This window comes from Eubacterium sp. MSJ-33, from assembly GCF_022174665.1.
Classification (GTDB): Bacteria; Bacillota; Clostridia; order Lachnospirales; family Lachnospiraceae; genus Coprococcus_C.
In genome coordinates this window covers 1,257,548-1,273,132 of the sequence record NZ_CP076562.1, presented here as the reverse complement: position 1 = coordinate 1,273,132, position 15,585 = coordinate 1,257,548, and the positions used below count along the sequence as shown (strand labels likewise).

The following is a 15,585-nucleotide window of genomic DNA, read 5'->3' as shown; positions in this document are numbered from 1 at the left end:
ACATGCCGGAAAATAAGAGAAAGATGAGGTATAATATTATGAGTAAAAAACATTATGAGGACAGAAATTTAAAGTTTGAAACATTACAGCTGCATGTAGGACAGGAACAGCCGGACCCGGTGACAGATGCAAGAGCCGTTCCGATTTATCTGACTTCTTCTTATGTATTCCATAACAGTAAACATGCGGCAGATAGATTTGGCTTGAAGGATGCAGGTAACATCTATGGACGTCTGACAAATCCGACAGAGGATGTATTTGAGAAGCGTATCGCAGCACTCGAAGGTGGCGTTGCAGCACTTGCAGTCGGCTCCGGAGCAGCAGCTCTTACATATGCCTTTCAGGCATTGGCACATGCAGGTGACCATATTGTAGCAGCCAAGAATATCTATGGCGGAACATACAACTTGCTTGCACATACACTTCCGGATTATGGTATTGAGGCAACTTTTGTAGATCCGTTTGATTACGATGCGATCGAAGCGGCTATCAAGCCGAATACAAAGGCAGTTCAGATCGAGACACTTGGAAATCCGAATTCGGAGGTGGTTGATATCGAGCGAATCGCAAAGATTGCACATGCACACAACGTTCCGCTTGTTGTTGATAATACATTTGCAACACCATACCTTGTAAGACCAATCGAGTATGGCGCAGATATCGTCGTTCATTCAGCAACGAAGTTTATCGGTGGCCATGGAACAACACTCGGAGGCGTGATTATTGATAGTGGTAAATTCGACTGGCTGAAGGCAGCGGACAAGTTCCCATGGCTGGTTGAGCCAAATGTATCTTATCATGGAGTCAGCTTTGCAAAGGATACTGCTCCGGCCGCGTTTGCAACTTATATCCGTGCTATTTTGCTCCGTGATACTGGTGCAACAATCTCGCCGGTACATTCATTCATCTTCTTACAGGGGCTTGAGACATTGTCTCTCCGCGTAGAGCGCCATGTGGAAAATGCACTCAAGGTTGTACAGTATCTTAAAAACCAGCCGCAGGTTGGGAAGGTGAATCATCCTTCTATCTCTGAGAATCCGGAACAGCAGGCGCTTTATAAGAAGTACTTCCCGAATGGCGGTGGATCTATCTTTACATTTGAAATCAAGGGCGGTGCTGCAGACGCACAGAAGTTTATCGATAATTTGGAACTCTTCTCTCTGCTTGCAAATGTAGCTGATGTAAAATCGCTTGCCATTCATCCGGCATCTACAACTCACTCTGAGTGCAACGAGGCAGAACTCCTCGATCAGGGAATCAAGCCGAATACAATCCGTCTTTCTATCGGTACAGAGAATATCGATGATATCATTGAAGATCTCGATGAGGCATTCAAGGCACTTGCAGAGTAAACAAAATGTGAAAATAACGTTAAAAAGAGGCAGAAAGTTGTACTGCCTCTTTTTTATTTACAGTAAATGTGATAAAATAAAATCAGTAAAACAAACAGGAAAGTGTAAACGGTGAGCGCATGTTATCAGTAGTGTTACCTGCCTACAACGAAGAAAAAATGATTAAGAAAGCGGCAGGAACGATAGGGAATATTTTAAAAAATGAAGAGATTGATTATGAAATAGTATTTGTGGATGATGGCTCAAAGGATGGAACCTGGAGAGAAATTGAGAGTGCCGGGAAAGAAGATGAGCATGTAAACGGTGTTCGTTTCTCCAGAAATTTTGGCAAGGAATCTGCAATGATGGCAGGGCTTGAGAATGCGGACGGTGACTGCGTGGTTGTGATGGATTGTGATCTGCAGCATCCACCGGAGACAATCGTAGAGATGTATCGGCTGTGGCAGCAGGGATATGAAGTTGTGGAAGGTGTGAAGAGAACGCGCGGCAGAGAAAGTGTTTTTCACAAAATGAGTGCAGGACTCTTCTACAGGATGATCTCGAAAGCTGTGAAGATTGATATGTCTCATGCATCTGATTTTAAGCTGCTTGACCGGCGTGCGGTAGAAGCATTGCTGGAGATGCCGGAACGGAATGCGTTTTTCCGGGCGCTTTCATCGTGGATCGGATTCCGGTCCATATCGGTGGAGTTTGATGTCCGGGATCGTGAGATTGGCGAATCGAAATGGTCGACAAAATCTCTGATCCGTTATGCGATTTCAAATATTGTTTCATTTTCCTCTGCACCGATGACGGTGGTAACAATTACCGGTATACTTGGACTCTTGTTTGCGGTTATACTGGGGATACAGACACTTGTAAATTATTTTTCCGGCCATGCAGTAGAGGGTTTCACGACAGTGATTTTGATTATACTGATTATGGGAAGCCTGATTCTTATGGGGCTTGGGATTATTGGTTATTATATAGCGAAAATCTACGAGGAGGTTAAATGCCGCCCACGCTATATTATTTCAAAAAAGACCGGGAAACACATGACCTGGGAAAAACGTAGGTAAGCTTAAAAACCAAAGGAGGCATTTCATGCGTAAGAAGTCACACATATCACTAACAAAGGGTGTTGTACACGGGTTGTCCGCAGAACAGCGATTTGGGCATCATTTTTCCCTGTATGTAGGAAGTATACTTCCGGATTGCACACCTTCTTTTTTGACAAGACGTCATTGTATCGATGATACGTTTGATGTGTGTGAAAAGAAGATGCTTGGATTCTTGAAGCATTATAAGACAAAGAAAAAAGGTGTTTCGATTTCATCGAGTATCCGGATGGGTGTGATCCTGCATTACATTGCGGATTACTTTACATATCCACATAATTCACATTATCCGGGAAGTTTGAAGGACCACTGTGTATATGAGGAGGATTTGAAACACCGGATTCGAAGCTTTGTCCGCCATCGGTATGAAAGCGGAGAGATGCAGTATGATGAAAGGATGCTGCCGACAATCTGCTCATTTCAGGAATTGCTTGATTATATTAAAGAAAAACACGAGCGTTATATGCATGACCGGGGTGATGTAAATCTGGATTGTGCATATTCGTATATTGTGAGTCTGGCAGTGATGCATTCGTTGTTGCAGCTAGCGACTGGTGCGGCATAAAGAATGACGTTTTGGTGCATACTATCCGGGAACTGGAATAAAACAGTTCAGAGAAGGAGGATATGGCATGCGAGCTGGAGCAGAAATCTACAAAGAAGTAGCTGAGCGTTGCAGCGCTTATGACAAGAGCGAGCGCAAATCTTGTTTCTGTAATGTGGCAGAGGATGAGAAAAGTTGTCTGAATTGCAGACATTTCGCAGAGGACGAGCATTGCAGACTGGATCTGTATGATCCGATTGTAAAAGATTTATAAGAAACGAAGGGACTTTTTCGGAAGTCCCTTTTTCTTATGACCGACGAACGGCAGAAGAGGCACAATCCGGACACGGCATAACGCTTGACATAAAAGAGGGTGGTTGTTATACTCATAGCTAGTTTTGGATAAGCAGCAAAGAAAGGAAAACAGATATGATTAGTGCAAATAATGTAACCCTGCGGCTTGGAAAGCGGGCTTTGTTTGAGGATGTTAATATTAAGTTTACAGAAGGAAATTGTTATGGGCTGATTGGCGCAAACGGTGCCGGTAAATCTACATTCCTGAAGATTCTTTCCGGCGAACTCGAACCGACAAACGGTGAAGTTATCATGAATGATGGTGAACGTTTGTCTGTCCTGCAGCAGGACCACTTCAAATATGACGAATATATGGTATTAGATACCGTTATTATGGGTAATAAGCGCCTGTATGACATTATGAAAGAAAAGGATGCCATCTATGCCAAAGAAGATTTCTCGGATGAAGACGGTATCCGTGCATCGGAGCTAGAGGCGGAGTTTGCCGAGATGGATGGCTGGAACGCAGAGAGTGATGCGGCGACTCTTCTGAATGGACTCGGTGTCGATACAGATATTCATTACAAGATGATGAGTGAACTTGATGGTAACCTGAAAGTGAAGGTGCTTTTGGCACAGGCACTTTTTGGCAACCCGGATGTCCTGCTTTTGGACGAGCCGACGAACCATTTGGATCTCGATGCTATTGCATGGTTAGAAGAATTCTTGATTAACTTTGAGAATACGGTTATTGTTGTATCCCATGACCGTTATTTCCTGAACAAGGTATGTACACATATCGCAGATATCGATTATGCGAAGATTCAGCTTTATGCAGGTAACTATGACTTCTGGTATGAGAGCAGCCAGCTTATGATTAAGCAGATGAAGGAAGCAAACAAGAAGAAAGAAGAGAAGATCAAGGAATTGCAGGAATTTATTCAGCGGTTCTCCGCAAACGCTTCAAAGTCCAAACAGGCAACTTCCAGAAAGAGGGCGTTGGAGAAGATTCAGCTTGATGAGATCCGCCCATCGAGCCGAAAATATCCATACATTGATTTCCGTCCAAAGAGAGAGATTGGAAACGAGGTGCTTACTGTATCGAACATTTCCAAGACAATTGATGGCGTAAAGGTGCTTGACAACATTTCGTTTACAGTCGGGCATGATGATAAGATTGCATTTGTCGGACCAAACACGATTGCAACGACAACACTGTTCCGTATTCTTGCCGGAGAGGAAGAACCGGATGAAGGAAGCTACAAGTGGGGCGTTACGACATCACAGGGATATTTTCCGAAAGATAATACGAAGGAGTTTGATAACGATCTTGTGATTGCGGACTGGCTGGCACAGTATTCGGATGATAAGGATGCAACCTATGTACGTGGATTCCTTGGCAGAATGTTGTTTGCCGGTGAGGACGGCGTGAAGAAGGTCAAGGTGCTTTCTGGTGGCGAGAAAGTGCGTTGTCTGCTGTCGAAGCTTATGATTATGGGCTCCAATGTGTTGATTCTCGATGAACCGACAAACCATCTGGATATGGAGAGTATCACGGCATTAAATAATGGACTGATTAAGTTCCCGGGTGTCTGTCTTTTTGCATGCCAGGACCACCAGTTTGTACAGACAACAGCGAACCGCATTATGGAACTTACGAATACGGGATTGATTGACAAGCAGACAACTTACGACGAATACCTAGCAAACGATGAACTTGCAAGAAAACGTCAGGTTATGAATATGGCAAGTGATGATCAGGATTGATCATGTGATTGACAATACAGGAAAACTGTATAAATGAAAATGTAAAGCGGATATCCTTTTGAAAAAGAATATCCGCTTTTGCTTGTAATATATAAATACTGTAACAGACAGAACCGTTCTGTAATCGGACATATGGAATCAATACGTTGTCTCGGTATCGATATCGAGATTCAGAATATATTTGAGCATACGCTTGGCATTTTTGTAATTCTGGTCGGTGTTGCCTGGAAAACCGATATACACATCGTCGTATCCGAGGTTTAAACTTTTGGCAAAATCTGTATCGCTGATATCGATTGCAAAAGGTACAACAGAACCATCATAACCGGCTGTTTCAACTACGCGGTCTTCTACGAGAGTGTAGATGTCCGCGGGAAGATATTTCTTCAGTGGATATGTGATTTCCTGCATTCCACAATATTCCATTCCCTTTTTATCCATGATAATCACATCATAAAAACCGTTGTAACATTTCATAGGAAGCTCTGTATAATCAGAAGCATTCATATTCTGGCTGAATTCTTTCAGGTAAGTTTCCTTGTCTAAGTGCACATCCAGATCGCAGGCTGTACGATATGGCTTTTTGATATGGAAGGTCTGGATATAGTCGTCCACAAAACTTGTATCAACCGCTTTCGGATCTTCGGCATTTACGATCACATAAGAGATTGCAATCGGGCGTGTATTTTTGTATATGGTAAGCGGGAGTGCAATACAGATGCCCAAGATGACGCAGGTGATGAGGATCTTCCATTTATAATATGAAAAAATATATTTGAATTTCTCGAATCCGCTCATGCCTTCCATGTTTTTTTTCAGTTTTGCTCTTTTGGCACGCTGCCTTGCAAAAAATCGAAGACTCTGGATTTCCAAATTGTCCTCGTGTTCGACAGCCGGCTCGCAAGGAGTTGCTTCTGCTTTGAAAGTTGCTTTCTGGCTGGTTTCGGCTGTAATATTTTCCTGATTCTCTGTTGCGGGCTGAGAATTTACCTGTGGAGTATTATGTTGTTCACTCATATAAGCGTTGTTCCTTTCCGTGTATTTATACATATGCAGTACAGATGATATTGCGGATAAATTCATATATTGTCAATTATAGCATAGACTTGCGATACATCCTAATAAAAAATGTGAAAACTTTTCAAACTATTTACATTTTACGCGTTCTAAATTATGATATAAAAGTATGTATATTTCTATAACAGAAAGGATTTGTAAATAAGATGGAACATCAAAAAGAGACCGAAAACGGGAAAGAAACGGGAAAGAAGCTGCAGGGACCGAATCTGGCACAGGTGCAGCGGGGGAAGAAGAAAACCTTCAAAGGATTTTTGCATAAATTTTTCAAGGTGATTCTGATATTGCTGATTGTGATATTGGTTGTAAATGTACTTATCATCACCGGCGTTTATATCAATCATAATAATAAACTGGCGGATGAACGCGGATATCTGCAGGCACCCGGAGAGATGGTAGAAGTTGACGGACATAAGCTGCATACAGTTGTTGCGGGAAATCTGGAAGCGGAAGATACACTCGTGTTTATTCACAGCAACGGAATCACCGATGATTCGATTGCGTTGCAACCGTTGTTTGCGAAGCTTCAGGATTACAGGCTTGCGTATGTGGATCGGAGTGGATATGGATTCAGTGAGAATGCAAAGACAGGAAAAGATATTGACAGTATTGTGGAAGAGACAAGACAGGCGCTGAAGAAAGCCGGTGTTGAGGGTCCGTATATTCTTGTTCCGAATGGAATTGCCGGACTGGAAGCCACATATTGGGCGGATAAGTATCCGGAAGAAGTGAAGGCGGTCGTTGGAATCAATATTTCCATTGCGGAGGAGTTTGATGGAATCACAGAGGAGCAGTATTGCGGTGTGCTGAATTATCTGATGACACTGTTCTCGAAGATCGGCGGCCATCGTTTTGTAAAAAGTGTATATCCGGAAAATATCGGTGCGGTTTATACAGAAAAACAGATGGTAGTCAGAAAAGCACTGATCTCAAAAGGATTCTATACATCTGGTATGTATGAAGAAGACTTACAGACGATTGCGAATGCAAAGAAGGTGGAAGAGATGGGCTGGCCGGAGAATACACCGATGCTGTTTATTCTTGCCAACCCACTGATGGAACCATATATTAATGATGATTCAGATGTAAAAGAAGAGTACGATGCGGCCTTAGAAGAAGTGTATGGTACAGATACGGATGCACTTGCGCAGGGAAAAGCAGAAGTGGGATATGTGGAAGAGTTTAATACGGACAAAAAAGTAATCTATGAGAAATATAAGAATGTTGCTGTTGAAGAGATCTCCGGACCTTCCAGATTATACACGTACGATCCGGAAACAGTTGCACAGAAAATCCGTGATTTTGTACAAGAGTTAGACAAGTAAAGACGCGCAGCCTCAATTTATGGTAAAACTGTACAAATAAACCGCAAAAAAATGAAAAAGTGCTTGCATAATTGTTAAATATGTCCTATAATTACCTTAGTCGCGGTGATGAATACTGCGATATTTCACAATTAACTAGGAACCGGCAGTAATAATAACTGCTAAAAAAGGTTCGAAAGTCATTTTGAATCGTATGTAATTGGAAGAACTGTGAATATTGCACATACGCAATACTGATTTTTTGAGGGACTTGCATATGGAATTTTTTACGGAACGGATAATTCGACGATTGAAAAGACGGAAAATACACATTAAAAGGAGGGTTTTTTTGTGAAAAAGTTTAAGAAAGCCGTAGCATTGTCTTTGGCACTTGCAATGGGTCTTTCACTTGTAGCTTGTGGCGACAAGAAGGAAGAGACAACAACAGAGGCTCCAACAACAGAGGCAGCAACAACAGAGGCAGCAACAGATGACGCAACAGCAGATGATGCTTCAGCATCAAACGCAGAGGTTGCACTTCCAATGCCGGCAGAAGATAGCGATCCTATTTACTGCTACTCATGGAACACAGAGTTTGGTGAGAGACTTCAGTATGTAAAGGATAAGTATCCTCAGTATGCTGACCTCATCAAGTATGAGAACCTTGGTCTCGGCGGTGGTTCTGACGAGTACAAGACAGCTATCGAGAACGCTATCGCAACTGGTGGTGAGAAGGTTCCTTCTATCATCGCTTGTGATGATGCTGTAGCTAAGTACTTCTTGGCTTCAGATGCTATCGTACCTGTTGAAGATCTTGGTATCACAGCAGATATGTACTCAGGTGCTTATCAGTATACAATTGACTACGCTACAATCGATGGCAAACTCAAGGGTATGTGCTGGCAGGCAACACCTGGATGTTTCATCTACAGAACAGATATCGCTGAAGAAGTATTCGGAACAGCAGATCCTGATGATATCCAGCAGAAGGTTAAGGATTGGGATACATTCCTTGCTACAGCAGAAGAGCTGAAGAAAGCTGATTACAAGATTCTTTCTGGCCCTGGCGATGCTAAGACACCTATCATTGACAACAAGGCTAAGCCATGGGTAGAGGGTGACACAGTAAACTTCGATGATGCTTATGTTGAGTACATGGAGTTCGCTAAGAAGCTTTACGATGGTGAATACACAAACAACAACGCTGCATGGACAGATGGCTGGTTCGCAGATGTAACTGGTGATGTATTTGGATGGTTCGGTTGTACATGGTTCCTGTACTGGACACTTGGTGCTCAGGCAGAGGGTACAGATATCGAAGGTAAGTTCAACATGTGCCAGGGCCCTGTTTCTTACCACTGGGGCGGTACATATCTTGGTGTAACAGATGCTTGTCCTAACAAGGAACTTGCTGCACTTGTTATGTATACACTGTGTGCTGATGAGGATGTTCTTTACAAGCTTTCAGCAGAGACACTTGACTATGTAAACAACAAGAACGTAATGCAGAAGATTACAGATGACGGTAAGGGCGCTTCTAAGGTACTTGGCGGCGAGGATCCAGTTCCTGTATTCATGGCTAACGCTGAGAAGATCGACGTTAAGAACGCTACAGAGTACGATTCAACAATGAACGGTTTCCTTGATAATGCTTCAGGATCTTACAACTCAGGCGAGATTGCTACAATCGATGAGGCTGTTGAGGCTGTTAAGTCTTCTATCAGAGATGCATATCAGAACCTTACAGTAGAGTAATCTATTGGCAATTCAAGAGTTTAGTATCTATAAGAACTAATGGTTATGCACCGGGTCCGCCCGGTGCATAATTTAAAAAAAGACATTCGGGCACTGCTAGACATTTCATAAGAGATACCGGAAGGCATCCCTTATAAAATGTCTAGCGGGGTGCGTGTAAGAAATTTTAAAATTATGAAAAGGTTGGGGAAGTAAAATATGAAGAGAAAAACAGTCGAATATGGCAAGTATGGATATTTCTTCATTCTGCCATTCTTCTTAGTTTATTTTTTGTTCCAGCTGTATCCGTTGATTTACACAGTATACCTTAGCTTTGTAGAGTATTATCAGGTTAAACTTGGCAAGTTCCAGGGACCAAACTTCAATGGTATTAAGAACTATATCCTCGTTCTTTCTGATGCAAAGAAGGGTGCTGATGGTAAGCTGGTTGTAACCCATTGGTTTAACAACAAAGCCGTGCAGTCTATCGGTAACACGATTAAGATCTGGGTTCTGAACTTTATTCCTCAGATGCTGTTAGCTTTGCTTCTGGCTTCTTGGTTTACAGATACAGTCGTAAAACTCAAAGGACAGGGCGCTTTCAAGATTATGATGTTCATGCCGAATATCATTACAGCATCTTCTATCGCCGTATTGTTCTACAGTTTGTTTAGTGCAAACGGTCCAATCGCACAGTTGATTGGAGACAGACATATCATGGAGAGCCCGGGAAAGACAGTCGGATTGATTGCTTTCATGCAGTTCTGGATGTGGTATGGTAATACGATGATTGTATTGATTGCAGGTATTCTGGGTATTAACCCTTCGCTTTACGAAGCAGCCATGGTGGATGGTGCAAGTGGAAAACAGCAGTTCTTCTACATCACACTTCCATTGTTGAAGCCGATTATTCAGTTCAGTTTGGTTACATCATGTATCGGTGGTTTGCAGATGTACGATATTCCGTCACTGTTCAATGTCGATGCATCCTTCAACGGTATGCCAAACTTCGCATCTGAGACAATTACCATGTGGATTAAGTTCCTTGGATTCACGTCGAAGGATTATGGTAAGGCAGCAGCGGCGTCTATGGTATTGTTCGTAGTTACAATGATAATCAGTCTTTTGTTCTTCGCTCTTACAAAAGAGAGAGAACCAAAGCAGAGACATGCTGTAGTAAGATAAGGGGGTGCGCGGATAATGGCTAAAAAATCAGCAGATATAGATGCAAGTTACTCAGCTAAGATAAGAGGCATTAAGATCTTCAGAACGATTATTTGCGTACTCTTGTGTATTATGAGTATTTTACCATTCTACATTATGTTAATTAATGCAACACTTGATTCAGACACAATCAAGGCAGGATTGCATTTGTTACCAAAGTCGAATGCGTTTTCACAGCTTTCAACAAACTTTAAGAATTTGAATGCAAAGGCATCAGGAGTTGGTACTTCTGTATGGGGCGCTATGCTTCACAGTGCGATCATCTCTGTTCCTGTAACAATTCTTCAGGTTTATATTTCAACATTGACTGCATATGGTCTGACAGTATATAACTTCAAGCTGAAGAATGCTGCTCATTCCTTCATTATGGCTATCATGATGATTCCTGCACAGGTATCTATCATCGGTTTCATGCAGTTCATGATTAAGATTGGTCTTTATGATTCATATTGGCCACTGATTATTCCTGCAGCTGCAGCTCCATCTACATATTTCTTCATGAAGCAGTATATGCAGACAGGATTCTCAGTAGAAATTGTTGAGGCAGCAAGAATTGATGGTTCTGGTGAGTTCTCTACATTTAACAAGATTGCATTGCCTTTGATGAAGCCGGCTATGGCTACACAGGCTATCTTTGCTTTCATTGGTTCATGGAACAACCTGTACACACCATCCATGATTTTGACAGATACAGCGAAGAAGACATTGCCTATGTTTATTATGGCACTTCGTTCAGAACAGTTCAGGTCTGACTATGGTATTATCTACCTTGGTCTGTGTCTGACGGTATTGCCAATCTTCGTCGTATACTTTGCATTGTCAAAGTACATCATTGCCGGTGTTGCTCTTGGTGGTGTAAAGGAGTAATTATTACTTTTTACGATAACTTTAAGGATCGTCTTCGGACGATCCTTTTTTATGTATATTTTGTGAAAGCGGTTGACTATATATGCAAAGTAAACTAAAATAGAGCAGTATAAAAGAATGCAGACGTGAATATGCATGTTGTAATAGATGGAGGACAAAATGAAATTAAAAAAGGCAATAAAAAGATTCGTGGTTGGACTACTGACAGCTGCGATGCTGACCGGTTGCTCGAATGGATTGAGTAAAGACAAGAACGCTTTGACAAAGGCTGGTGGGATGTCTCAGGAAGATGCTTCGAAGACGAAGGCTATGGTAATCGGAGATTACGACATCTATATGGATGAATTGATGTTCTATGCGATGCAGTATTTAATGATGAACAAGGGTACAGAGGCTGCAGTAAAAGCAAATCCGGATACTTGCAAGGATGGTGTCCTGTCTTTGGTTCGAACGACAAAAATCCTGTATGATGTAACACAGCATAATGATGTGGAACTGACAGATGACGATAAAGAAAAGATTATTACAACAATCGAAAACTTTAAGAGTAAGGTGCCGCAGGCGCTTCGAGATAAATATGGTATCTCTGATGAAGTGATTGAACGAGCATTTACAGAGCAGACATATGTATCAAAGTTCGAAAATGATATTCGAAACGATATGGGTAAGAAAGCAACCACTGATATTCAGGAGAAGTGCAAAGATTACAATTTTATGGTGTTGAAATATATCGTGTTCCCGATTGTTGAGACGGATGAGAACGATAATCCTGCAACCGATACAGACGGCAGCTATATTGCATTGCCGGAGGACGAGAAGAAGGATGCTTATGCGAATGCCCAGAAGATGATTGAAGAATTGGAAAATGGTGGGGACGTTGATGAGCTTTTGACAAAGTATGGAGTCGACAAATATAGTCAGGAGATGTCCGGCTATGTTGGTGCGTTTTCTGAGAATATGAACAAACAGCTGGAGAATCTGAAAGCCGGTGAATGTTCTGAAATCACAGAGAATGATCTTGGATATATTGTCTTGTATGTGAAGACAGATCATGATCAGGATCTGCTTGACAGTTATGCGTATGCAGTTGCATCTGATGTAGTGGATGATCAGTTTGAAAGTCTGGAACAGCAGTGGCTCAGCACAATAGAGGTAGATACGGAGAAGGATATGGAAGGAACTGTATGGGCGGATTATGACCTTTCTTATCTGGCTGCGGATCTTGAGAATAATAATTTGATTCAGTAACAAGCAGATTATAAAACAATATAGAGTAGAGAAAAAACACAGGTGCAGATAGGATTGCTGTTATAAAACAGCAGGTTATCTGCACCTGTGTTTTTGTGATGCAATAAAAAATTTTAAAGAAAAAAAGGGAATAAGAAAGAATTGTGGAATAATATTATTGTATGGGTAAATAGACTTTTACAGGATATAGGAGGTTTGAATTGATCGTTCGGGAGTGTCTGGAAAAAAGAGAACACGAGATCTTTCGACCATGTGCATGTTTTGCAGATGAATCGAAAGGAAGAGACAGGGCAGAAGAAAAATGTGATTTGCGCACGGAATTTCAGCGGGATCGGGATCGAATTATACATTCGAAATCATTTCGGCGCATGAAACATAAGACGCAGGTATTCCTGTCACCGGGAGGAGATCATTATCGGACAAGATTGACGCATACCCTGGAGGTTGCACAGATTGGCAGAACGATTGCCAGAAGTCTGTATCTGAATGAAGATCTGGTAGAGGCAATTGCGCTTGGACATGATTTGGGACATACGCCATTTGGACACGTTGGGGAGCGTGCGTTATCGAAATATACAACAAAACCGTTTTGCCACAATGAACAGAGCATACGTGTGGTAGAACGATTAGAGAAAAATGGAAAAGGCCTGAATTTGACATGGGAAGTTCGAGATGGAATACTGAATCATAGAAGCAGATGTGTTCCGGCAACACTCGAGGGAAAGATTGTTCGACTTTCGGATAAAATTGCGTATGTAAATCATGACATAGATGATGGTATCCGGGCGGGGATTTTGACAGAGGATATGCTGCCTGCGGCTTGTACAAATCTTCTTGGACATAATACCCGGGATCGAATCAATACGCTTATACATACGGTGGTTACTGCGAGTACAGACATAGACGATATTATATTACCGCAGGAATATCAGGAAGCATTTCAAGAACTTCGCAAATTCATGTTTCAGGATTTATATACGAATCCGGTTGCAAAAAGTGAAGAGGTGAAAGCGGAACGTCTGATTGGTATGTTGTATGAGGAATTCATGGGGCATGAAGAAAGGCTTCCGGAAGAATATAGGATGTTTATTGAGCAGGGAGAATTGAAAGAGACAGTCATCTGCGATTATATTGCCGGGATGACTGATAATTATGCGATTGATATGGCGAAGAAAATCTTTATTCCAAAATCGTGGAGCAAGGAATAAAGTTTGTATAAGAAACAGGTGAAGTAGTTTTGTATTATTCAGAAAATGTAATTGAAGAGGTACGCAGCCGAAATGATATTGTGGATGTGATTGGCAGCTACGTTACATTAAAAAAACGTGGAAATTCCTATATGGCATGCTGTCCATTTCATCATGAGAAGACGCCATCCTTTCATGTGAATCGCGATAAACAGATGTATCATTGTTTTGGATGCGGCGTGGGCGGAAATGTTATAACGTTTATTATGGAATATGAGAATTTTTCATTTCCGGAAGCGTTGAAGATGCTTGCAGAACGTGCCGGGGTAAATCTGCCGGAACAGCATTTTTCGAAAGAACAAAGACAGAGGGAAAATTATAAAGTGCTTCTGAAAGATATGAACCGAACAGCAGCAATTTATTTTAATTATCTGCTTACTGCGACACCGGCTGGAAAACATGCGCTGGAGTATTATCACAATCGTGGATTCACGGATGAGACGATTCAGCGGTTTGGACTTGGTTATGCGAATATTTATGAGAATGATTTATATCAGCATTTAAAGAAACAAGGATATACAGATGCGCAGATGAAAGATTCCGGATTGGTTCGGATTGATGAGCGCAGAGGAGGACAGGACATGTTCTGGAACCGGGCGATGGTTCCGATTATGGACATCAACAGTAAAGTTGTCGGATTTGGCGGTCGTGTGCTCGGTGACGGAATGCCCAAATACATCAACACGAAGGAGACAGCGGTTTTCGATAAAAGCCACACTTTGTTTGCCATGAATTATGCGAGACGCTCGAAGCGGCGGGGGATTATCCTGTGTGAGGGATATATGGATGTAATTGCAATGCATCAGGCTGGCTTTGATAATGCAGCGGCTTCGCTTGGCACTGCACTGACGATGGGACATGCAACCATTGTAAAACGATACACGGATGAGGTTTATCTGGCATATGATAGTGATGGCGCCGGCCGAAAAGCAACAATGAAAGCAATTGGAATTATGCGGGAGGTTGGAATTGCAACACGTGTCATAAATTTGAAACCGTATAAAGACCCGGATGAATTTATACATAATCTTGGGAAGGAAGCATTTGAAGAGCGCATTGCCGATGCGGTAACGGGAATTGTTTTCGAGATTGATGCAATTGCACAGAATTATAATCTGAAGGATCCGGAAGAGAAGATTCAATTTACAAAGGATGCGGCGAAACGATTGTCCGCACTGGATGAACCGGTTGTCCGGCACAGTTATATAGAGGCGGTTGCAGAAAAGTATCATATAGATGTAGGGGATCTGAAGTCGATGGTGACAAAATATGGTACGATAGGTATAAAGACATCACCGTCACAGCCAGAGACTGATGTGCCGATTTCGGTGGAACCGGAGGTGAGACAGTCAACGGAGGGCTATGGACGTTCAAGAGAAGATCCGGATGATCAGAGGCTGCAACCACAGCGGGTGCTTCTTACCTGGATGGTTGGAAATCCGGAATTGTTTCAGCTTTTAGATGGGATTCTCACGGAAGCGGACTTTGTGGATGAAGATTATCATATAGTGGCAAAAAGATTGTTTGACCAATATAAGGAGACAGGAACCGTGAACCCGGCAGCAATTGTGAATCTGTTTGAGGATGTTGAAAAACAGAGACTGGTTGCGAAGATTCTACAGACAGAATTGGATGTTCAGGTTACAGAAGAGGAACGGGAGCGCATAATCAATGATCTGGTCAGAAAAGTAAAGATGGCAAGGATTGATTATGAATTGGCGAATATTGCATTAAATCCGGAACAGTTGCCGGAGTTGATAGCAGAAAAGGCAAAATTGACGAAATTGCATATTTCATTAAAGAATGGATAGAATATAATCACAATGGAAG

The 15,585-nt window shown here is 42.1% G+C and carries 13 protein-coding genes; 12 read left to right on the top strand and 1 reads right to left on the bottom strand.

Features of this window, described 5'->3' with window-relative positions:
• The first annotated feature begins 38 nt into the window (after positions 1–38).
• The 5 genes from KP625_RS05930 to KP625_RS05910 all read left to right on the top strand — a co-directional run bounded on the left by KP625_RS05930 (position 39) and on the right by KP625_RS05910 (position 5,054).
• Positions 39–1,352 (top strand): O-acetylhomoserine aminocarboxypropyltransferase/cysteine synthase family protein, encoded by a 1,314-nt coding sequence (locus tag KP625_RS05930; protein ID WP_238299756.1) that lies wholly within the window; start codon positions 39–41, stop codon positions 1,350–1,352.
• 119 nt (positions 1,353–1,471) lie between these two features.
• On the top strand, positions 1,472–2,410 hold the full coding sequence (locus tag KP625_RS05925; RefSeq protein ID WP_238299755.1) for a glycosyltransferase family 2 protein: 939 nt from the start codon (positions 1,472–1,474) through the stop codon (positions 2,408–2,410).
• Between the two features lie 25 nt (positions 2,411–2,435).
• A complete protein-coding gene (locus tag KP625_RS05920; RefSeq protein WP_177971143.1) occupies positions 2,436–3,014 on the top strand; it encodes a zinc dependent phospholipase C family protein in 579 nt (192 codons plus the stop codon).
• A gap of 67 nt (positions 3,015–3,081) precedes the next feature.
• Positions 3,082–3,267 carry a hypothetical protein gene (locus KP625_RS05915; protein ID WP_177971145.1) on the top strand — a complete coding sequence of 62 codons (186 nt, stop codon included), beginning with the start codon at positions 3,082–3,084 and terminating at the stop codon, positions 3,265–3,267.
• A 155-nt stretch (positions 3,268–3,422) separates the two neighbouring features.
• Entirely contained in the window at positions 3,423–5,054 is a 1,632-nt protein-coding gene (locus tag KP625_RS05910; protein ID WP_177982868.1) for an ABC-F family ATP-binding cassette domain-containing protein, read from the top strand.
• A gap of 138 nt (positions 5,055–5,192) precedes the next feature.
• Here the strand turns inward: KP625_RS05910 and KP625_RS05905 are convergent, their stop codons facing one another.
• Positions 5,193–6,071 carry a hypothetical protein gene (locus KP625_RS05905; protein ID WP_238299754.1) on the bottom strand — a complete coding sequence of 293 codons (879 nt, stop codon included), beginning with the start codon at positions 6,069–6,071 and terminating at the stop codon, positions 5,193–5,195.
• A 206-nt stretch (positions 6,072–6,277) separates the two neighbouring features.
• Here KP625_RS05905 and KP625_RS05900 point away from each other — a divergent pair, with 206 nt between their 5' ends.
• From KP625_RS05900 to dnaG, 7 genes are all read left to right on the top strand, one after another.
• Entirely contained in the window at positions 6,278–7,456 is a 1,179-nt protein-coding gene (locus KP625_RS05900) for an alpha/beta fold hydrolase (protein ID WP_238299753.1), read from the top strand.
• A 330-nt stretch (positions 7,457–7,786) separates the two neighbouring features.
• Positions 7,787–9,190, top strand: coding sequence for an ABC transporter substrate-binding protein (locus KP625_RS05895; protein ID WP_238299752.1), 1,404 nt, complete (start codon positions 7,787–7,789; stop codon positions 9,188–9,190).
• Positions 9,191–9,388: 198 nt separating this feature from the next.
• Entirely contained in the window at positions 9,389–10,354 is a 966-nt protein-coding gene (locus tag KP625_RS05890; protein ID WP_238299751.1) for a carbohydrate ABC transporter permease, read from the top strand.
• Between the two features lie 15 nt (positions 10,355–10,369).
• Positions 10,370–11,260: a carbohydrate ABC transporter permease gene (locus KP625_RS05885; protein WP_238299750.1), complete on the top strand. Its 891-nt coding sequence runs from the start codon at positions 10,370–10,372 to the stop codon at positions 11,258–11,260.
• 159 nt (positions 11,261–11,419) lie between these two features.
• Positions 11,420–12,508 (top strand): peptidylprolyl isomerase, encoded by a 1,089-nt coding sequence (locus tag KP625_RS05880; RefSeq protein WP_238299749.1) that lies wholly within the window; start codon positions 11,420–11,422, stop codon positions 12,506–12,508.
• A 200-nt stretch (positions 12,509–12,708) separates the two neighbouring features.
• Positions 12,709–13,716 (top strand): deoxyguanosinetriphosphate triphosphohydrolase, encoded by a 1,008-nt coding sequence (locus KP625_RS05875; protein WP_238299748.1) that lies wholly within the window; start codon positions 12,709–12,711, stop codon positions 13,714–13,716.
• Between the two features lie 29 nt (positions 13,717–13,745).
• Positions 13,746–15,566 carry a DNA primase gene (gene dnaG / locus KP625_RS05870; RefSeq protein WP_238299747.1) on the top strand — a complete coding sequence of 607 codons (1,821 nt, stop codon included), beginning with the start codon at positions 13,746–13,748 and terminating at the stop codon, positions 15,564–15,566.
• The last annotated feature ends 19 nt before the right edge of the window (positions 15,567–15,585 follow it).

Coding starts and splice junctions, on each gene's coding strand:
- KP625_RS05930 (WP_238299756.1), top strand. CDS start 39: ATGAGTAAAAAACATTATGAGGACAGAAATTTAAAGTTTGAAACATTA.
- KP625_RS05925 (WP_238299755.1), top strand. CDS start 1,472: ATGTTATCAGTAGTGTTACCTGCCTACAACGAAGAAAAAATGATTAAG.
- KP625_RS05920 (WP_177971143.1), top strand. CDS start 2,436: ATGCGTAAGAAGTCACACATATCACTAACAAAGGGTGTTGTACACGGG.
- KP625_RS05915 (WP_177971145.1), top strand. CDS start 3,082: ATGCGAGCTGGAGCAGAAATCTACAAAGAAGTAGCTGAGCGTTGCAGC.
- KP625_RS05910 (WP_177982868.1), top strand. CDS start 3,423: ATGATTAGTGCAAATAATGTAACCCTGCGGCTTGGAAAGCGGGCTTTG.
- KP625_RS05905 (WP_238299754.1), bottom strand. CDS start 6,071: ATGAGTGAACAACATAATACTCCACAGGTAAATTCTCAGCCCGCAACA.
- KP625_RS05900 (WP_238299753.1), top strand. CDS start 6,278: ATGGAACATCAAAAAGAGACCGAAAACGGGAAAGAAACGGGAAAGAAG.
- KP625_RS05890 (WP_238299751.1), top strand. CDS start 9,389: ATGAAGAGAAAAACAGTCGAATATGGCAAGTATGGATATTTCTTCATT.
- KP625_RS05885 (WP_238299750.1), top strand. CDS start 10,370: ATGGCTAAAAAATCAGCAGATATAGATGCAAGTTACTCAGCTAAGATA.
- KP625_RS05880 (WP_238299749.1), top strand. CDS start 11,420: ATGAAATTAAAAAAGGCAATAAAAAGATTCGTGGTTGGACTACTGACA.